This is a genomic window from Treponema sp., assembly GCF_051883275.1.
Classification (GTDB): Bacteria; Spirochaetota; Spirochaetia; order Treponematales; family Treponemataceae; genus Treponema_D.
This window is the reverse complement of sequence record NZ_JBJETK010000046.1, coordinates 212465-228593: the sequence shown is the minus strand read 5'-3', so window position 1 is coordinate 228593 and position 16129 is coordinate 212465. Positions and strand designations below refer to the sequence as shown.

General features: G+C 45.1%; 16 protein-coding genes and 1 tRNA gene. 4 read left to right on the top strand and 13 right to left on the bottom strand.

All coding sequences use genetic code 11. From position 1 onward, the window contains the following. Positions 1 to 202 precede the first annotated feature (202 nt). The 8 genes from ACI4L0_RS07805 to ACI4L0_RS07770 form a co-directional block, all read right to left on the bottom strand. On the bottom strand, positions 203 to 1375 hold the full coding sequence (locus ACI4L0_RS07805; protein WP_439799601.1) for a pyridoxal phosphate-dependent aminotransferase: 1173 nt from the start codon (positions 1373 to 1375) through the stop codon (positions 203 to 205). Then, complete coding sequence (locus ACI4L0_RS07800) at positions 1376 to 1870, bottom strand: Lrp/AsnC family transcriptional regulator (protein WP_439799600.1); 495 nt, start codon at positions 1868 to 1870, stop codon at positions 1376 to 1378. Positions 1871 to 1934: 64 nt separating this feature from the next. Next, complete coding sequence (locus ACI4L0_RS07795) at positions 1935 to 2552, bottom strand: imidazoleglycerol-phosphate dehydratase (RefSeq protein WP_439799599.1); 618 nt, start codon at positions 2550 to 2552, stop codon at positions 1935 to 1937. Between the two features lie 11 nt (positions 2553 to 2563). After that, positions 2564 to 3436 carry an ATP phosphoribosyltransferase gene (hisG, locus tag ACI4L0_RS07790; protein WP_439799598.1) on the bottom strand — a complete coding sequence of 291 codons (873 nt, stop codon included), beginning with the start codon at positions 3434 to 3436 and terminating at the stop codon, positions 2564 to 2566. Between the two features lie 46 nt (positions 3437 to 3482). Then, positions 3483 to 4196, bottom strand: a complete 714-nt coding sequence (gene rpiA, locus ACI4L0_RS07785; protein WP_439799676.1) for a ribose-5-phosphate isomerase RpiA — start codon at positions 4194 to 4196, stop codon at positions 3483 to 3485. Positions 4197 to 4201: 5 nt separating this feature from the next. Further along, entirely contained in the window at positions 4202 to 5695 is a 1494-nt protein-coding gene (aroE, locus tag ACI4L0_RS07780) for a shikimate dehydrogenase (protein WP_439799597.1), read from the bottom strand. Between the two features lie 105 nt (positions 5696 to 5800). Then, positions 5801 to 7888 (bottom strand): helicase-associated domain-containing protein, encoded by a 2088-nt coding sequence (locus ACI4L0_RS07775; protein WP_439799596.1) that lies wholly within the window; start codon positions 7886 to 7888, stop codon positions 5801 to 5803. Beyond that, positions 7885 to 9678 (bottom strand): DNA repair helicase XPB, encoded by a 1794-nt coding sequence (locus ACI4L0_RS07770; RefSeq protein WP_439799595.1) that lies wholly within the window; start codon positions 9676 to 9678, stop codon positions 7885 to 7887. The genes ACI4L0_RS07775 and ACI4L0_RS07770 overlap by 4 nt, the downstream gene beginning before the upstream one ends. A gap of 334 nt (positions 9679 to 10012) precedes the next feature. Between ACI4L0_RS07770 and ACI4L0_RS07765 the strand changes: the two genes are divergently transcribed. Together ACI4L0_RS07765 and ACI4L0_RS07760 are read left to right on the top strand one after the other, a co-directional pair. Next, complete coding sequence (locus tag ACI4L0_RS07765) at positions 10013 to 10552, top strand: ferritin family protein (RefSeq protein ID WP_439799594.1); 540 nt, start codon at positions 10013 to 10015, stop codon at positions 10550 to 10552. A gap of 111 nt (positions 10553 to 10663) precedes the next feature. After that, positions 10664 to 11068 carry a Fur family transcriptional regulator gene (locus ACI4L0_RS07760; protein WP_439799593.1) on the top strand — a complete coding sequence of 135 codons (405 nt, stop codon included), beginning with the start codon at positions 10664 to 10666 and terminating at the stop codon, positions 11066 to 11068. Between the two features lie 2 nt (positions 11069 to 11070). Here ACI4L0_RS07760 and ACI4L0_RS07755 read toward each other — a convergent pair whose 3' ends face one another. Genes ACI4L0_RS07755 through ACI4L0_RS07745 form a run of 3 tightly spaced genes read right to left on the bottom strand, consistent with a single transcriptional unit; the run spans position 11071 to position 13482 of the window. Then, positions 11071 to 11718 carry a PrsW family glutamic-type intramembrane protease gene (locus ACI4L0_RS07755; protein WP_439799592.1) on the bottom strand — a complete coding sequence of 216 codons (648 nt, stop codon included), beginning with the start codon at positions 11716 to 11718 and terminating at the stop codon, positions 11071 to 11073. Beyond that, positions 11715 to 12323 (bottom strand): TetR/AcrR family transcriptional regulator, encoded by a 609-nt coding sequence (locus ACI4L0_RS07750; protein WP_439799591.1) that lies wholly within the window; start codon positions 12321 to 12323, stop codon positions 11715 to 11717. The genes ACI4L0_RS07755 and ACI4L0_RS07750 overlap by 4 nt, the downstream gene beginning before the upstream one ends. Positions 12324 to 12327: 4 nt before the next feature. Beyond that, a complete protein-coding gene (locus ACI4L0_RS07745; protein WP_439799590.1) occupies positions 12328 to 13482 on the bottom strand; it encodes a THUMP domain-containing class I SAM-dependent RNA methyltransferase in 1155 nt (384 codons plus the stop codon). Between the two features lie 123 nt (positions 13483 to 13605). Between ACI4L0_RS07745 and ACI4L0_RS07740 the strand changes: the two genes are divergently transcribed. Both ACI4L0_RS07740 and ACI4L0_RS07735 read left to right on the top strand, forming a co-directional pair. Further along, entirely contained in the window at positions 13606 to 14058 is a 453-nt protein-coding gene (locus tag ACI4L0_RS07740; RefSeq protein WP_439799589.1) for a very short patch repair endonuclease, read from the top strand. A gap of 105 nt (positions 14059 to 14163) precedes the next feature. Beyond that, positions 14164 to 15264 carry a 30S ribosomal protein S1 gene (locus ACI4L0_RS07735; RefSeq protein ID WP_439799588.1) on the top strand — a complete coding sequence of 367 codons (1101 nt, stop codon included), beginning with the start codon at positions 14164 to 14166 and terminating at the stop codon, positions 15262 to 15264. A gap of 71 nt (positions 15265 to 15335) precedes the next feature. Here the strand turns inward: ACI4L0_RS07735 and ACI4L0_RS07730 are convergent, their stop codons facing one another. Continuing rightward, the gene (locus ACI4L0_RS07730) at positions 15336 to 15809 is read right to left on the bottom strand and encodes an NUDIX hydrolase (RefSeq protein ID WP_439799587.1); all 474 of its coding nucleotides are present in this window, start codon (positions 15807 to 15809) and stop codon (positions 15336 to 15338) included. An 82-nt stretch (positions 15810 to 15891) separates the two neighbouring features. Beyond that, positions 15892 to 15965: transfer RNA gene (locus ACI4L0_RS07725), tRNA-Val, on the bottom strand. Positions 15966 to 16129: the final 164 nt, after the last annotated feature.

Genomic DNA, 16129 nt, shown 5'->3' with positions numbered 1-16129 from the left:
TTCCAAAAAATCTTCAGGGCAAAAAACTCAAGCAACTTTTTTACCTTTGTTTATCGGATTTTTTCTGCTTATAGTTATTTAGAAAAACTTCAGTTTTCCGAGGTTTCCTATAAATTCAAGGAAACACTGAACAAAACGAATGTAATTATCCAGTGCTCACCGTAACAGGCTGCCCCTAAAACTGAAATTTCCAGAGGCTCCCTTAAATTTTTCGGCAATTCTGAACAAACTCTGAAATCTTATCGAGCGCAATTTTTATTTTGTCCACAGCAGTCGCATAGCAGCATCTTATATGGCCTTCGCCGCCCGCGCCAAAAACGCTGCCCGGGACAACAGCGACATTATATTCCTTAAAAAGCCTTGTGGCGAATTCCTCGCTGGAAAGTCCTGTTGAGGAAATATCAGGGAACATATAAAATGCGCCCGAAGGCTCCGGAACAGGAAGCCCCATGTCACAGAACGCCTTGTGCATAAGATTCCTGCGCTGCTGGTAGCTTACACGCATTTTTTCAACTTCCGCCCAGCTGTTGCGAAGCCCTTCAGTTGCCGCATACTGGCTGAAAATAGGAGCGCATATCGTGTTGTAGCCATGAAGCTTCACTATCTGCGACAGAAGATCCGAAGGGGCTGCTATAAAGCCTATTCTCCATCCCGTCATTGCAAAGGCCTTTGAAAATCCATTCAAAATAATCGTATAGTCCTTCATTCCAGGGAAAGAGCCTATAGAAACATGCTCCGCGTCATCATAGACCAGCTCGCAGTAAATTTCATCGCTTATGACCCAAATCTGATGTTTTTTTGCAATCTCCGCTATTTTTTCAAGCTCCTCCCTTGGAATCATTGTTCCTGTGGGATTGTTTGGAGAGCAAATCATAATCGCCTTGGTTTTAGGAGTCACAGCCTGCTCAATCTGCTGCGCTGATGGATAAAAACCGTTGACACTTGTATCAACAGGCACAACAGTAACCTCGCACAGGCGCGCCAGGGGAACATAATTCACATAGCATGGCTGGCATACAATAATTTCATCTCCCGGATTGAGAATAGCGCGCAGGGAAGCATCCACACCCTCGCTTGCTCCGACCGTTATGAGAATTTCCTTCTGCGGATTATAGTACATGCCATAAGTCTGCATGTATTTTGAAATTTCCTCGCGAAGCTCAAGCAGACCCCAGTTGGAAGTATAGCTTGTGTGCCCCTTTTCAAGATGATAAAAAGCCTCCTCCCTTATGCACCATGGAGTCGGAAAATCAGGCTCGCCGACAGAAAGCGAAATAACATCATCATGCCCGATGAGCATCTCAAAAAATTTCCTGATTCCGCTTGGAGGAGTCTGCACCATTGATAAGCTAAATCTGTCTTCACGTGTATTCATTTATGCCATTGCTCCTTCCCGGCTGTCGGAATTTTCCTCTATATAAACAATATCATTTTCCTTGTAAGTCTTCAGGATGAAATGTGTCTTTGTGGAACGAACCCCCTGAAGAGTTGAAAGTTTTCTTGCCACAAAAAGGGCGACTTCCTGAAGAGTTTCACCTTCAATAATCACTTTCAGATCATATCCGCCGCTCATCAAATAAAGGGATTTCACCTGGGGAAATCTGTAAATGCGGTCAGCTATTCCGTCAAAGCCATGCTCACGCTCCGGCGCAACCTGAATTTCAATTTCGGCGCAAACATGCTCCTTTGCCTTGGAGTCCTTTTCAGGATTGATGATTGCGGCATATTTCATGATAACACCGTCGTTTTCCAGCTGCTGAATAATAGACTTTACCTCTTCAACAGTTTTTTTTGTCATCGCGGAAATGTCTTCCACGGAAATGCGCGCATTGTCACGCAGCAAATTCAAAATTTCCTCTGTGCTATCCATATTTTCCTTCCTAAAAATCAATATCTGAAAAGCAGAACCCCCGGAAAGCCGTTCCCGGCGGATTCTAAATGATTCCCTTTGTGCTTGGAATTTCTCCGTTGCGCCTGCTGTCAATTTCCACAGCCTGACGGATAGCACGGGCAGCCGCTTTAAAAAGCCCCTCAATCTTGTGGTGATCGCTGCGGCCGCGGATTGTATCCAAGTGAAGATTACATTTTGCGCCGCTTGCAAATCCCTGCCAGAAATCCACAAAGCAGTCAGTCTGAAACGAAGACGACACCCCGTTCTGCCCTATTGAAACAAGGGGAATATTTGAAAGATCCGCATTCACCACGCAAAACGGCCTGCCCCCGAAGTCAACAGCGGCCTGCACAAGAGTTTCGTCCATCGGATAAATAAAAAATCCGCTGCGGTAAATTCCTGCGCAGTTTCCAAGCGCGGCGGCAAAGCACTGTCCAAGAACAATTCCTGTGTCCTCTATGAGATGGTGCTGGTCAACCTCCAGATCCCCATTCAGCTCGCCGGACAAATCAAACAGCCCGTGCTTGCAGAATGAATTAAGCGCATGGCCGAAAAAACCGATGGGATTTTTTACTGAGCATTTTCCAGTTCCGTCAAGAGAAAGAGAAAGCTCTATCTGGGTTTCTCCGGTTATACGCTTTATGCTTGCAGTTCTTTCCATAAAATTCCTCTTCAAGACATTACTTTTCTAAGCTCGTACTCAAGAATATCCGTTGCGCCGAATTCCTTGAGCTTCGGCAGAAGAACTGGAACTTCGCTTTTCTTAACAGCAGTCTTCAAAGCATAGCCTGAATCTCCAAAAAGCGGACTTACAGTAGGGCTTCTCATAGCAGGAAGCGCGCTGACCAGTTCATCAAAACGCTCCTTGGAAACATTCATCTCAAGCATAACCATGTCGCGCGCATCAAGAACCGCCGCAAAAAGCATTTTCAGCTCAAGAATTTTCTGCTTTTTTTCAGAATCTTCCATAGCCTTTTTTGAAGCATACATTCTTGTGGAGCTTTCCATGAGAGTGTCAACAATTTTCAGGCGGTTTGCTTTAAGCGAAGAGCCGGTGCTTGTATTGTCAATAAGAATCTGGGCTATTGAATCTGAAGTATTCTGAACAAAACCCTCGCTCGTTCCCCATGTGCGGAAAATTGTTCCGTCAATCTTTTTTGACTCAATCCACTTTTTGCTCAAATTCTGATATTCCGTGGCGATTGTAACGCTTTTCTTTGACAGCGCATCATAGTCAACATCTTCCGGAACAGCCGCAACCACGCGCACAGGATCAAAGCCCAAGTCCATTATCTCAACAAGGGAATCCTCAACGCCGTTTTCAAAAACCCAGTCTTTTCCAGAAAAGCAGACATCAGCCTTTTCAGCCGCAAGAAGCACGCTGGCAATCTGAGGCTTTACAATCTGAAACGAAAGATCCTTCTGATTTGTAATAGGGAAATATGTTCTGTCCGGAAGCTTCAAAGAAATTCCTACATCGCTTAAAAGCTCATACACAGACTCGTAAATTCTTCCTTTAGCCAATAAAATCTTTAATTTTTCCATAATAACCGATTATAAATTGAAGTTGCCCCTAAATTCAAGTTGAAACCTAGCGGCGCACAACAGTTCCATCCGGCTGGGCGATAAACACAACCGGCCTGTTCTTTGTAAAAAATCCACATTCAACAACGCCCGTTATGCGGTCTATTGCATCTTCCATCTCTGAAGGATTTACAGGCGACTTCCATCTACAGTCCACAATAAGATTTCCGTTGTCGGTAACCACAGGTCCTGCTTTTTTTACTCCCTCACGGAGAAAACATTCCGCGCCAAGTTTTTCAAGCTCGCGCATCACGGGAACTCTTGCCTCCGCTATTATTTCAACTGGAAGCGCAAACCCGGTGCCAAGCGAAGGAACATCCTTTGAGCTGTCCGCAACAACCGCAAAATGAAGCGAGTTGTAGGCAATAATTTTTTCACGCAGCAAAGCCGCGCCGCCGCCTTTTATAAGATTGTTCTCCCTGTCGATTTCATCCGCGCCGTCAATGGCAAGATCAAGAGAGCCGCCCACAGCCCTGTCGTTCAAAGTGCAGACTTGAATGCCCAGCTCCTCGCATGCAAGCGTTGTCTGAAAACTTGTTGCAACCGCCTTTACATCTGACAAAGTTCCGTCGGAAATTCTCTGGGCAAGACGACGGACAGCCGGCATCGCAGTAGAGCCTGTGCCAAGACCGATTTTCATTCCGCTGAAAATAAGCCCCTCTTCAATCAATGCATCAACCGCAGTTGAAGCCGCAAGAACTTTCTGTTCATCCTTGGAAATACACATCAGTATTCAACTCCTGTATATAATTCAAACTGTTTATATCCCTGATAAAGCAGCATGCTGAATCCATTGCAGATTTTGCATCCAGCCTCCCTCGCACGAATCATGACCGGAGTGGCTTTCGGCATATAGATTATATCAAAAAGCGCCTCCTTTCCGGAAAAATCATAGAAATAAAGAGGATCATTTTCAGGATTTGAAGGCTCCTCGCAATGCATTCCCTTTGATGTTGTCTGTATAATCACATCAGAATATTTCCTGATAATCGGAGATGACTCGAAATTCAGCGGAGCATAGTCAAAGCCGTATTTTTCAGCCAGATTCTTGGCCTTTGACAATGTGCGGTTAAAAACACAGGCTTTTCCGCCGGACTTATGGACAGCAAAGGCCACAGCACGGGCAGCTCCGCCTGCGCCGATTATAGAAACTTTCCTGCGCTTCAGGTTCTTCAAATTCAGGAACTCAAGCAGCGCCTTCAAAAAGCCTTCCGCATCAGTATTGTAGGCAATCCATTTTCCGTCCCTGCAAACCAGCGTATTGCTCGCGCCGATTTCCATTGCATCTCCATCCACTGTATCAGCCCTGGCAAGAGCAGCCTCCTTGTGCGGCACTGTCACAGAAAATCCCTGCACTCCGACCTGCTCTGAAAATTCAAGCGCCTGCTCAAAAATTTCAGCAGGAAAAGGAATGTAGACCGAATTCATTCCGTGGCGGCAGTATCCTGTATTATGAAGCTCCGGGCTTGATGTTCCGGAAAGAGGCCAGCCTGTTATTCCAAAAATTTTTGTAGCCTCGTTGATAGATTTCATCCTGTAAAGGCCGCCGAGTGTCACAGCGTCCAGATGGGCAATGTTCGATGTATTTTGGATTGACTCTGGCGCGGAAGTGTATGTCAGAAAATTCTTGAGCTTGCCGCCCAGAACTCTCGTTGGAATTCCCATTGCGCCCATTGCAAGCAGAATCTGGTTGTTTCCAGACAGCCGGGAAGCTTCCCTGAACAGATTTGTCACATCATCCAGGCTGTGCGGCATAAAGGCAATCTTGGGAATCTCAAAGCCGGAAGGATTCAGCGATTTCAGCTTCTCCTGGATATTTCTCACAGGATTTTTCATATCATGAAAGCTGCGGATTATTCTGGTTTCAAATGCAAGAGTCGCATCCTCAAGGCTTGAAATATGATAGTCCTCCTCAAAATCAACATAGGCGAAATTCTTTGTCCTGTCCTCATCCGCAAAAGAAAGCGCGCGGGCAAAAAGAATTGTGCGGGCAGATTCCCCTTCCACGAATTTTCCGCCGTCCACCTCGCGCCGTATTGTCAGAATACACGGAACTCCTGCCATGGACGGAAAGCGCCTTGCATACAGCCGCTCATCCTGATTTAAAAAATCAACCCGGAGCTCTGCCATATCAACATAGCTTCTGTACTTGTTAAGAAATTCAAGATCCTCCGCAAGTGTTTTTCCTGTAAGCGTAAGACATACCTTCGGTGATTCCATTTTTCAACTCCAACAAAAAGCAACAGTTTATTTTTCCCATACATCAAGCCTGCAACGCAAACTTTTTAAAGACAAAATTTTTTAGAAAATCTCAAAATGCAATTTTTATCCTCCCTGCATTGCGCTTAAATTCAAAAGCGAAGCAGAGTTTCTGATTTTTTTTACTTTTGAAATCAGAGCGATTGATATTTCATAATTTTCTGTTTCCCCTGTATCAGGATTCTTGCATGCCAGAAAAAGAGCTGAATTTTTTGAAACAGCCCTTGGAAGCCCCACAAGAATTTCCCTTGTGGTCGACATTTCAAGCTCAACCAGATTTCTGTCCTGAATCGCGCTCTCAAGAATTCTGAGCTTTCCCGTGAAATTCATTCCGCTGGCTTCTGTCAGCTCAAATTTGACACTTTCCGGGCGGAGCTGATCCGCACTCAGAACAACCCGCCGCCTGATTCTGTCCTCAAGCCCTTCCTTCTGCTCGGAAGAAAGAGAAAGCTCCAGAAGATGCTTTTCAAGACCGCCGAGAATTTCCGAAGCAGCCGTTCCGTTTTTTTCTTCAGAAGCCGAAATGCCGGATGAAAATTCAGCGGGCTGTCTGTCAGCGGAAATCGCAGGAAAACCCGCCGCCGCCGAAGGCTTTTCCGCAGACTTTATATTCCCCACAAAATCAAAGCCGGCTTTTTCCATACATTCCCGGGCCTGCTCATCCGAAGAAAAATTCATCAGATAAATTCCCGGCGCAAGATTTTCGGCTATAAACGAAGAAAGCTTTTTTTCAAAAAGAGGAGCGTTTTCAGGACGGAGCTTCAAAACATAGCCTTTATAGAGCGATGCAGAGCTGTAGGACTCCGACCACTCCTCAATGGAAACAAGCAGATTCTGGGACAGCCCGTAAGAAAAATGAGATTCCAGCGTTTTGACAATCTGCTCCTTTTTCATTCCAAGATCAAAAGCCCTGAGAACAGAACGCCTGGTGATTTCAAATTTGGCGGCTGTATCACAGTGCCTTACGCTCAGAAATTTCACAAGCGGAACAAGCTCGCAAAGCTGAAAGCCCGGCATTACCGTCACAGAAAATCCGGCGTCGATACTCAAAATTCCATGCGCCTCATTTTTTGCAAAAACAGGATTCACAGAAAAAACTTCCCTTCCGTTTTCAAAGGCAGAATCAATAATTCCAAGCTCCTCCGCGCAGTCAAGCATCACTTCCATAAAATTCACAGAGGAAGAAAAAACAATGCTGGCAGAGCCCTGCGCGACAATCCGAGAAAACCGGCTCACAGAAGTTCCCCTGCCGCGTGAATTTCTATCCTCAAGCAAAAATGCAGTCTGAAGAATTTTCTGTCTTGTGTAGACTCCGCTTCCCAGCGCTGAAAGGGTTTCAAAAAAAACCGCCGCATTTGACAAAACCGTGCTCCGGGAAAAAGAGCCAGCACAGGCCGCGCAGATATAAGAAAGCTGGTTTCCAAAATTCAGGGAGGAAAACTGCTCAAGCCGCCGCCAGTCAACAGAAAATCCCCTGTCCCCGCTGTTTTCATTTACAAGATGAAGATTCTTCAAAGCCCTGAAGAGAAGCTCAAAAAATTCCCTGCTGTAGTTTTCCTGGAATATTTCCGCCAGCTCTGAATCCGCCTTTTTTTTCAGGCCGCCGCTGTATTTGCAGATATCAGGATGCTCTGAAATATAGCAAAAAAATGCCGCAATCAGCTCCGGGGAAATTTTTGCCTGCTGCGCCGGGAAATCCGATTTCCGCTCGGGGCTTATCAAAATCCCCAGGCTCAGAACAGTGGAAAGCTCCTCCTCAAGATAGGGAGTTATCCGCAGTTCAATTTTGCCGGAATTTTCATTTTTCACAGGATAAATCAAAAGCCGCTCTTCAAGGCTTGCTATAGTCCGGTAAAGAGAATTCTGCGGCATAGAGGAAAAAAAACGCTCAAGCTTGGCGACATCCGGCTCATTCAGAAATTTAACCGCAGAAAGAATCTGTATGTCACAGTCATCCAAAAGCTGAATTATTGCGCTCCTGATTTCCGGGCGGCGCAGAAAAGCCCCCAGCTCTTCCGCCAGCTTCTGCTTGTTATACGGAGTTTTAACTTCGCCAAGATAAATGCGGACTATGTCAAAAAAAAAGGTGTCGGGCAACGTGCAGAAGCTTTCACGCCACTGGATTATTTTTTGAACCTTCTCATCCAAACTCATAGGCCGCATCCTTCAATGCCAAGAGGCTCGTCAAGCTCCGCAAAGCTTTCCTTTCCGTCGTAGCGTATTATCCTGTATGAATAGCCCTGCTCAGCAAGAAATTTCTGGCGGTTGCTTCCAAAATCCTCTTCAATAGTTCCGCGCGAAATCAGCGTAAAAAATCTTGAAACTTTTTCCTTTGGCCTAAGAATTCTTCCAAGCCGCTGAGCCTCTTCCTGCCTGGAGCCGAATGTACCGCTGATCTGGATAGCCATGCTCGCGTCCGGCAAGTCAATCGCAAAATTTGCAACCTTGCTCACAACAAGGACCCGGATTTTTCCCGTGCGGAAATCAGAATAAATTTTGTCGCGCTCGGAATTTTTTGTTTTTCCCGTGATAATCGGAACGCATAAAAGAGCCGCAATTTTTTCCAGCTGGGACAAAAACTGCCCGATAATAAGAATCTTCTCTCCCGGAAAAAGCTCCACAAGCTCCTGGACAACTTTGATTTTCAGCGGATTTTCGCTTGCAATCCTATATTTTTCGCGGTTTCCAGCAACAGCATACTCAAGCTCCTTTTCGCCGGAAAGCGTAAGCCGTACTTCAACACATTCAGCCCTGGCAATCCACTGCGCCTTTTCAAGCTCCTTCCATGGAACATCGTATCTTTTTGGCCCTACAAGGGAAAACACATGCCCCTCGCATCCGTCCTCGCGCACAAGTGTCGCCGTAAGCCCAACGCGCCTTACAGCCTGAAGCTCCGCCGCAATCCTGAAAACCGGAGCCGGAATCATGTGAACCTCATCATAAATCACAAGCCCCCAGTTGTTTCTGCGGAAAAGGGAAAAATGCGGATAAGGCCCGTTTTTGTCTGGGCGCCATGTAAGAATCTGGTAAGTGGCCACAGTCACGGGCTTTATTTCCTTGCACTCGCTTGTGTACTCTGCAATCTGCGACGCATCCAAAAATGTCTTGTCCAGAAGCTCATTGATCCACTGATGCACAGCAGTAATATTCGTTGTCACAATAAGTGTGTTTGTCTTTAAAAGGCTCATTATTTCCATGCCGACAATCGTCTTGCCTGCGCCGCACGGAAGCACAATCGTGCCGAATCCCGTTCCAGGCCCCCTGTTTCCAACAAGCGCACAGGCAGCTTCCTTCTGGTACTGACGGACTTCAAAGGGCTTTCCCGACAATGTTTCAGTTCTTATGGAAATATCAAGCGGAATTCCATCCTGAAGGGGAACATCATCCTTCACAGGCCATCCAAGCTTCAGCAAATTCTGCTTGACAATTCCCCGGTCTGTAAGAAGAAGCCTGAAGCAGAACTGCCTTTCATTTTCTGAAAGCCCCTGCGAAAATTCAGCGGAACATTCGCACGAAACAAGAAATTTCCGGGCAAACGCATTCATCTCAATCTGCCTGAAAACAGATTCCGAATTCGAAACAAGATAAAGATATTCCTCGCAGGCCTCTCCGCAGCCTTCAGGTTTTACAGAAGGTCCTGGAACAAGCCGCAGCTTTCCAAAACGGCAGGAAGTTTCCTCTATCCAGACCGCCACGCTGTCAGGAATTTCATAGCGCGAAAATTCCCTCAGAACCTCAATCGCCTGGCTTCCCGTAAATCCTGAGCTTTCCGCGTTCCAAAGTGAAAGAGAAGAAATCTGATATGTGTGGAGATGCTCCGGAGAACTTACAAGCTCAGCAAACGGAATCAAAGCAGCCCTGCACTCCCCGGCGCGCGGAGAATGTACATCCAGCAAAAGAGTTCTATCAGACTGAACAATCAGGGGATTTTCGATTCCAGGCATATTTGAGCATTATATACTTAATTTTGAATGGTTACAACATTCCAGGGGTTTCATCCAAAGAAAAGAAAGGAGGACGAATTTAAAAGAAAGGATTGCCTAAAAAGTACAATGCATTTTTCGAGGTTCCCGTAAATCAAACATTGTGTACTTATCAGACAATCCCTTCACGAGGAGAATCTTATGAAAAACAAGCGTTTTCCGATACTTTTATTCTAAGGGCATAATATGAATTTGTCAAATTTTTGTTGACAGGGCGAATTGATTATAATAATATTATTGTAATCAATACAAATTTATAAACACTCAAAAGTTTATAAAATCTCAGGAGGAAATTATGAAGAAATGGGTCTGCAAAGTATGCGGATATGTTCACACAGGTGACAATGCGCCGGAAGAATGTCCTGTCTGCCACGCGAAAAATGCATTTAAAGAAATGGAGGAAACAAAGGGATTTGCATGCGAGCACCAGGTAGGCTCCGCAAAGGGTCTTGATGAGGAAATTGTAAAGGGTCTGCGTGAAAATTTTGCGGGCGAATGTTCAGAAGTCGGAATGTATCTTGCGATGTCGCGCCAGGCAGACCGCGAAGGCTATCCTGAAATCGCAGAGGCATACAAGCGCTATGCATTTGAGGAAGCAGAGCATGCCGCAAAATTCGCAGAGCTTCTCGGAGAAGTTCTCACAGATTCAACAAAGAAAAATGTCCAGATGAGAGCAGATGCAGAAGCCGGCGCCTGTGACGGAAAGCTTCAGCTTGCAAAGCGCGCAAAGGAACTCGGCTACGATGCTATTCACGATACAGTCCATGAAATGGCAAAAGACGAAGCTCGCCATGGAGCAGGATTCAACGGAATAATGAAGCGTTATTTCAGCTGATACACTTGTCTGTGCTCCGGAACACTGCCGGAGCGCAGCTTCAAAATTTCAACCCCGCCTCGGAAAAACAGAATTTTCCAGGACAATCATAACAAAAACAGGATAAAAAAAATGAACCAAGACAAAATCGCAGCCATGCTTGAAGAAAAAAACATCCGCCCCTCAATCCAGAGAATGGCGATATATAAATTTCTTGCAGAAAATCCTGTTCACCCGACAGTAGATACAATTTACACTTCGCTTTCGCCCAAAATGCCGACTTTATCGCGCACCACAGTCTACAACACTTTAAGGCAGTTTTCCGAATGCGGACTTGTGCAGACAATCACAATCGAAGACGGTGAACTGCGCTATGACGCGGACACTTCAAATCATCTGCACTTCAAATGCACAAAATGCGGAAAAATATTTGACATAGCAGGCTCAACAGGAAGCCCGCAGGATTTCCTTCCGCACGGATTCACTGCAAAAAAAGTCCAGACAAACATCTGGGGAACATGCAGCGGCTGCTCATGAAATCAGCTGAAAAGCAGCAGCCCTTCCGGAGCCATCGCCCTGTAGCGGATTCTGCACTCCACAACAGAAACAACCACAACAGCAAGCGAAAACCAGAAGAACACGCTGTCCATCCTGAAGCCCGCAAAATAATTGTAAACGCCGTGAAGCAGAACTGAAAGAACAAAAGGATAAATCCGCACAGAGCCATTCTTTATATTGAAGACAAACAGCGAAGAAAGACCCGCGCAGCATGAATGAATCACAACCGCTGTAAAAAATCTCAGCTCAAGGCGGTGAATTCCTGAAGCTATATAGACAAGAGTTTCAAAGCAGCCTATGGAAAGTCCGCTCAGAAGCGCACAGGCAAAAAAAACTTTCAGGGACATCTTCTTGCACGGAAAAAGAAAAAGGAAAATCATCTTTATAAACTCTTCCACAAAACCGTTTATAAGAATGCTTTTCAATAGAATAGAAAACAAAGAATCCGCCTTGATGTCCAGAAAAAACTGTATCACGGCAATCGGAACAACAGAAAAAAGCCCCAGAAAAACAGCGCCGAATCCATATACAAGACGGAAGTCCTTCATCAGAACAAGCATGCATGCAAGAGCGGCAAGAATTGGAATTGTGCAGATTAAAAACGATGGAATCAAGCCCGTAAAATTCATTTTTCCCCCTGCTCCGCCCTGAACTGCTCTATGACAAACTGAACAGTCCCGCGCATCTCGTCAAGATTTTTTTGGCTTAGAATTCCAAGCCGGAAAATAGAAGTTTCAAGAAGACAGTAAAGCAGATTATTCATTTCCTTCAGCGGAAGCTTTTTTATATCGCCCCTTTTCTGTCCGCGTATAAGAACCGTTGTCATCAGATGCTGGATGCGGATTACACGTCTTGTCACGCGGTCATTTATATCAACGCCGCTTTTCTCAAGCTGAACCAGATACATTTTCAGCACCTGGAAAAATTCCCTGTTCTTTTCAGCGACTGCTATTATCCTAAGAAAAATTCTCTTCAGACATTCCACAGAATCTATCTGCTCATCCCTGATAATGTCTACAATTTCCTGCTCGACATCATTTGTGAGCTGCTTTATGCTCCAGAGAAAAATTTCCCGCTTGTTCTTGAAATAAATATAAAGAGTTGTCCTGGTAATGCCGCACTTGTCCGCGATTTTCTGGTAAGTAACATCCTCGTAGCCGTCTTCTATAAAAAGCTGAAATGACTTTTCAAGAATTTCCCGCTTGCGCTTTTCATGCTCAACAACAATCGCCATAGTTCTACCTGTAAATATAAAGTGAAGTGTCCAAATTTCCAGCTTTCAGAGGCTTTACAGCGGAAGCTTTTTTTCCAAGGAAATCCTCAAAAGACTTGCAGTTTGTTATTACGCCCATCTGCCAGCCTTTGAAATTCAAGAAAAGAGAATCCATGCTGCGGTAAAGAGATTCCGCGTGCTTTTCATCTCCAAGACGCTCGCCGTACGGGGGATTGCAGAGCACAAGGCCGTTTTCCCTGTCTGGATGAACATCAGAAAAATCGGATACAAAAAACTCAGGGCGCTCAATCCGCATATCGCTTCCTATAAGCTGAAGAGCTCTTCCCGCCATTGAGCAGGCATGCTCGGCATTTTTTCTAGCGCACTCAACTGCAAATGAATCCACATCGCTGCCGGATATATGGCACTCAACATCCGTTCTGATTTTTCCGGCTTCCTTACGCTTTATATCGAGCGCGCGCTTTTCATTGTATATCGGAAGATTTTCATAGGCGAAATTTCTTCCCAGCCCCGGAGCCACATTATGCGCATAGAGAACAGCCTCCACAGTAATTGTTCCGCTTCCGCAAAAAGGATCGTGAAGCGGAATTTTCCTGCGCCACAGCATTTCCTGCAGAAGAACGGCCGCGGTTGTTTCCCTAAGGGGAGCGCTGACACTTTCTGTTCTGTATCCCCGCTTGTGCAGAGGCTGTCCGCTGGTATCAAGAAGAATCACAGCTTCATCGCGCTCCATGTACACACGCACATCCGCCTCAGCTCCGGATTCAGGCAGAGAAGACATTCTCCAGACATCGCTGAGCTTTGTATAAATCGCCTTTTGAATCATTGACTGTATTGTATGCTCGCTGTTCAGACGGCTCTTGTAAACACGCACCTTGTCCACAACTACGCGCACATCCTTCCTGAAAAAATCCTGCCAGTCAACACGGAAGCAGCCTTCAAAGAGATCATCAAATGTATCAGCTTTATAGCGGGCCATCTGCATATACACACGGTCGCTTGTCCTAAGACAAAGATTCGAGCGGTAAAGGGCATCATCGTCGCCGATAAAAGAAACCCTGCCAGGAGCGTTTCCTGCCAGAGTATACCCCAGATGCTTTATTTCATTTCCAAGAATTTTTTCCGCGCCGACAGCACAAAGAGCAACAAATGTATTCATGATGACATTTTAACACTTTATGTTTACTTGTACAAGAAAAGACAAAAGCGGCACTTGCATTTTCCTCCGCCCGGAAGTACCATAAGAAAACTTCTAAAAATCGCTTTTAATTGGAAAAATGCCATGGACACTGTAAGCCGGGAACAGCGCAGCCTAAACATGTCTAGAATTCACAGCAGGGATACAAAGCCTGAAATTTTCCTCAGAAGCGCGCTTCACAAGGCTGGATTCAGATTCAGAAAAAACGACCGGCGTTATCTTGGAACTCCTGACATTTTTCTTCCGCGGTACAATGCAGTGCTTTTTATCCACGGATGCTTCTGGCATGGACACAGAGGCTGCAAACTGTTCCGCCTTCCAAAGACAAACATTTCCTACTGGGAAGAAAAAATCAGCGGAAACATCGAGCGCGACAGGAAAATAGCCGCCGCATATCTCGACAGATGCTACAGAGTCGCCGTCGTGTGGGAATGTTCAATCACAGGAAAAAACCGGAGCAAGAAGCTTTCAGAAACCATAGAAAAAATCTCTCTGTGGCTTGAAGAAGACCTGAGCGAAAACTACAGGGAATTCTGATTCCGCCGAAATTGAATTTCTTTCAAATTCATTCTACAATTCCAGGGAAGCGCAGGTTGACACTGAATAAGCGCATCCAAAAATTTTATCAACAAGGAAACAAAAATGAAAAATTTATATGAGCAGGGACAGATGATTGAAACAACTGTAGCCGCAGTTTCAGGTGATACAGTTTTTATCAACCTTGGACTCAAGAGCGAAGGTTTTGTGAGCAAGGCTGAATTCTGCGATGAAAACGGAAACTGCTCCGTAAAAGAAGGTGACAGAATTCGGGTTTACTTTCTCGGCGGAAAAAACGATGAGCTCCACTTCACCACAAAACTTTCAGGACAGAACGCAGGAAAAGATTTTCTTGAAAATGCATTCAGAAACGGTGTACCCGTAGAAGGCAATGTAACAAAGGAAATAAAAGGCGGTTTTGAAGTGACAGTGGGTACAACCCGCGCATTCTGTCCCTATTCCCAGATGGGATACAGACAGCGCAAGGAGCCGGCGGAATATATAGGACAGCACCTCACTTTTAAAATCCAGGAGTACAAGAACGACGGAAAAAACATCGTGCTTTCCAACAGGGCATTTCTTGAGGAACAGTCAAAAGCAGAGCTTGAAACTCTCTCGCAGAAATACACAGCCGGCATGACCGTTACAGGCAAAATCCTGTCAGTTGAATCCTACGGAGCCTTTGTGGATTTAAACGGATTCCAGGCGCTTCTTCCGGTTTCTGAAATTTCGCATGCAAGGGTGGAAAACATTTTTGATGTTCTGAAGCCAGGACAGGAGATAACAGCAAAAATCATCAGGGCTGACTGGCAGCATGAAAAAGTCTCCCTCTCAGCAAAGGAGCTTGAAACAGACCCCTGGGAAAACGCAGAAAAGCAGTTTCCCGCCGGATTAAAAACCGAAGGAAAAATTTCGCGTGTGGCGGATTTCGGAATATTTGTAAACCTTGCGCCTGGAATCGACGGGCTTGTGCATATATCAAAACTGAATGTCGACAGAGGCACAAACCTGAAGAAAAAGTATACCCCCGGAGAAATCTTTCCTGTCACCGTTGAAAAAGTCGATGCCCAGGAAAAAAGAATTTCGCTTGCCCCGACTTCATCAAGCGAAGAGCAGGACAATGCGGATTCCTATTTTTCCGCGCACAGCAATGACGATGACGGTGAAACATACAATCCATTTGCAGCCCTTCTGAAAAACCGGTAGCTTCATTTTAGGCGCTGATTTATCGCTTCTGATATTCAGCGCTTCATAAAAAAATCCTTCTGTTATTTTCTTCAGCGAATCTTTTTTCCATTAAGAAATGCCTGCTGAAGACTTCCTTTTTTATAGACAAGTTTCAGCGAAAAAAACGGCTCGCCCTTTTCTATCAGATCAAGAAAAATCAAATCGCCTTCCCAATGCTCAAGCTTCTTGAAATCAGATTTTTTTATCCACTCAAGCTTCCCCTCGTCGCACTCGATCAATTCGCCTGAAAAATCATCGCTTGTATACAGGCACATATATTCCGCAGGATCATCATCAGATAAGAAAGTGACAATTCCGCGGAAAGAAAAAGAACGAAGCACAAGACCTGTTTCTTCTTTTACTTCGCGCAGAAGACAATCCTCGGGACTTTCTCCCGGCTCAAAATGTCCTCCGACACCAATCCACTTGTCATGGTTTATGTCATTTTTCTTGGAAATTCTGTGAAGCATCAGATAGCTGTCATCTCTTTCAATATAGCACAAAGTTGTAAGCTGGCTTTTCATTCAGAAACTACTCCCGGCCTTGAAATTGCTCTAATTCTAAAAATGCGAAAAAAAAGACCCCATGCAATGCATGAAGTCTTTATGGGCTCTGAGGGGATCGAACCCCCGACATTCTGGGTGTAAACCAGACGCTCGTACCAGCTGAGCTAAGAGCCCTTAGGGTTTTAATATTATCATATTTCAGATTATGTGTCTATAGGGCTATCTGTTTTTTCAGGGATAAATATGATTTCAAGGCTGTCATTATAACAGGCAAAAGTTAATTTATAACAATTTGTTATAAATCCATTGCAAAACTGAATTTTTTAGACTTTCACCAA

Excerpts from the sequence above, each read along its gene's own strand:
- ACI4L0_RS07805 (WP_439799601.1), bottom strand. The coding sequence starts at position 1,375 with ATGAATACACGTGAAGACAGATTTAGCTTATCAATGGTGCAGACTCCT.
- ACI4L0_RS07800 (WP_439799600.1), bottom strand. The coding sequence starts at position 1,870 with ATGGATAGCACAGAGGAAATTTTGAATTTGCTGCGTGACAATGCGCGC.
- ACI4L0_RS07795 (WP_439799599.1), bottom strand. The coding sequence starts at position 2,552 with ATGGAAAGAACTGCAAGCATAAAGCGTATAACCGGAGAAACCCAGATA.
- hisG (WP_439799598.1), bottom strand. The coding sequence starts at position 3,436 with ATGGAAAAATTAAAGATTTTATTGGCTAAAGGAAGAATTTACGAGTCT.
- aroE (WP_439799597.1), bottom strand. The coding sequence starts at position 5,695 with ATGGAATCACCGAAGGTATGTCTTACGCTTACAGGAAAAACACTTGCG.
- ACI4L0_RS07775 (WP_439799596.1), bottom strand. The coding sequence starts at position 7,888 with ATGAGTTTGGATGAGAAGGTTCAAAAAATAATCCAGTGGCGTGAAAGC.
- ACI4L0_RS07770 (WP_439799595.1), bottom strand. The coding sequence starts at position 9,678 with ATGCCTGGAATCGAAAATCCCCTGATTGTTCAGTCTGATAGAACTCTT.
- ACI4L0_RS07765 (WP_439799594.1), top strand. The coding sequence starts at position 10,013 with ATGAAGAAATGGGTCTGCAAAGTATGCGGATATGTTCACACAGGTGAC.
- ACI4L0_RS07760 (WP_439799593.1), top strand. The coding sequence starts at position 10,664 with ATGAACCAAGACAAAATCGCAGCCATGCTTGAAGAAAAAAACATCCGC.
- ACI4L0_RS07755 (WP_439799592.1), bottom strand. The coding sequence starts at position 11,718 with ATGAATTTTACGGGCTTGATTCCATCGTTTTTAATCTGCACAATTCCA.
- ACI4L0_RS07750 (WP_439799591.1), bottom strand. The coding sequence starts at position 12,323 with ATGGCGATTGTTGTTGAGCATGAAAAGCGCAAGCGGGAAATTCTTGAA.
- ACI4L0_RS07745 (WP_439799590.1), bottom strand. The coding sequence starts at position 13,482 with ATGAATACATTTGTTGCTCTTTGTGCTGTCGGCGCGGAAAAAATTCTT.
- ACI4L0_RS07740 (WP_439799589.1), top strand. The coding sequence starts at position 13,606 with ATGGACACTGTAAGCCGGGAACAGCGCAGCCTAAACATGTCTAGAATT.
- ACI4L0_RS07735 (WP_439799588.1), top strand. The coding sequence starts at position 14,164 with ATGAAAAATTTATATGAGCAGGGACAGATGATTGAAACAACTGTAGCC.
- ACI4L0_RS07730 (WP_439799587.1), bottom strand. The coding sequence starts at position 15,809 with ATGAAAAGCCAGCTTACAACTTTGTGCTATATTGAAAGAGATGACAGC.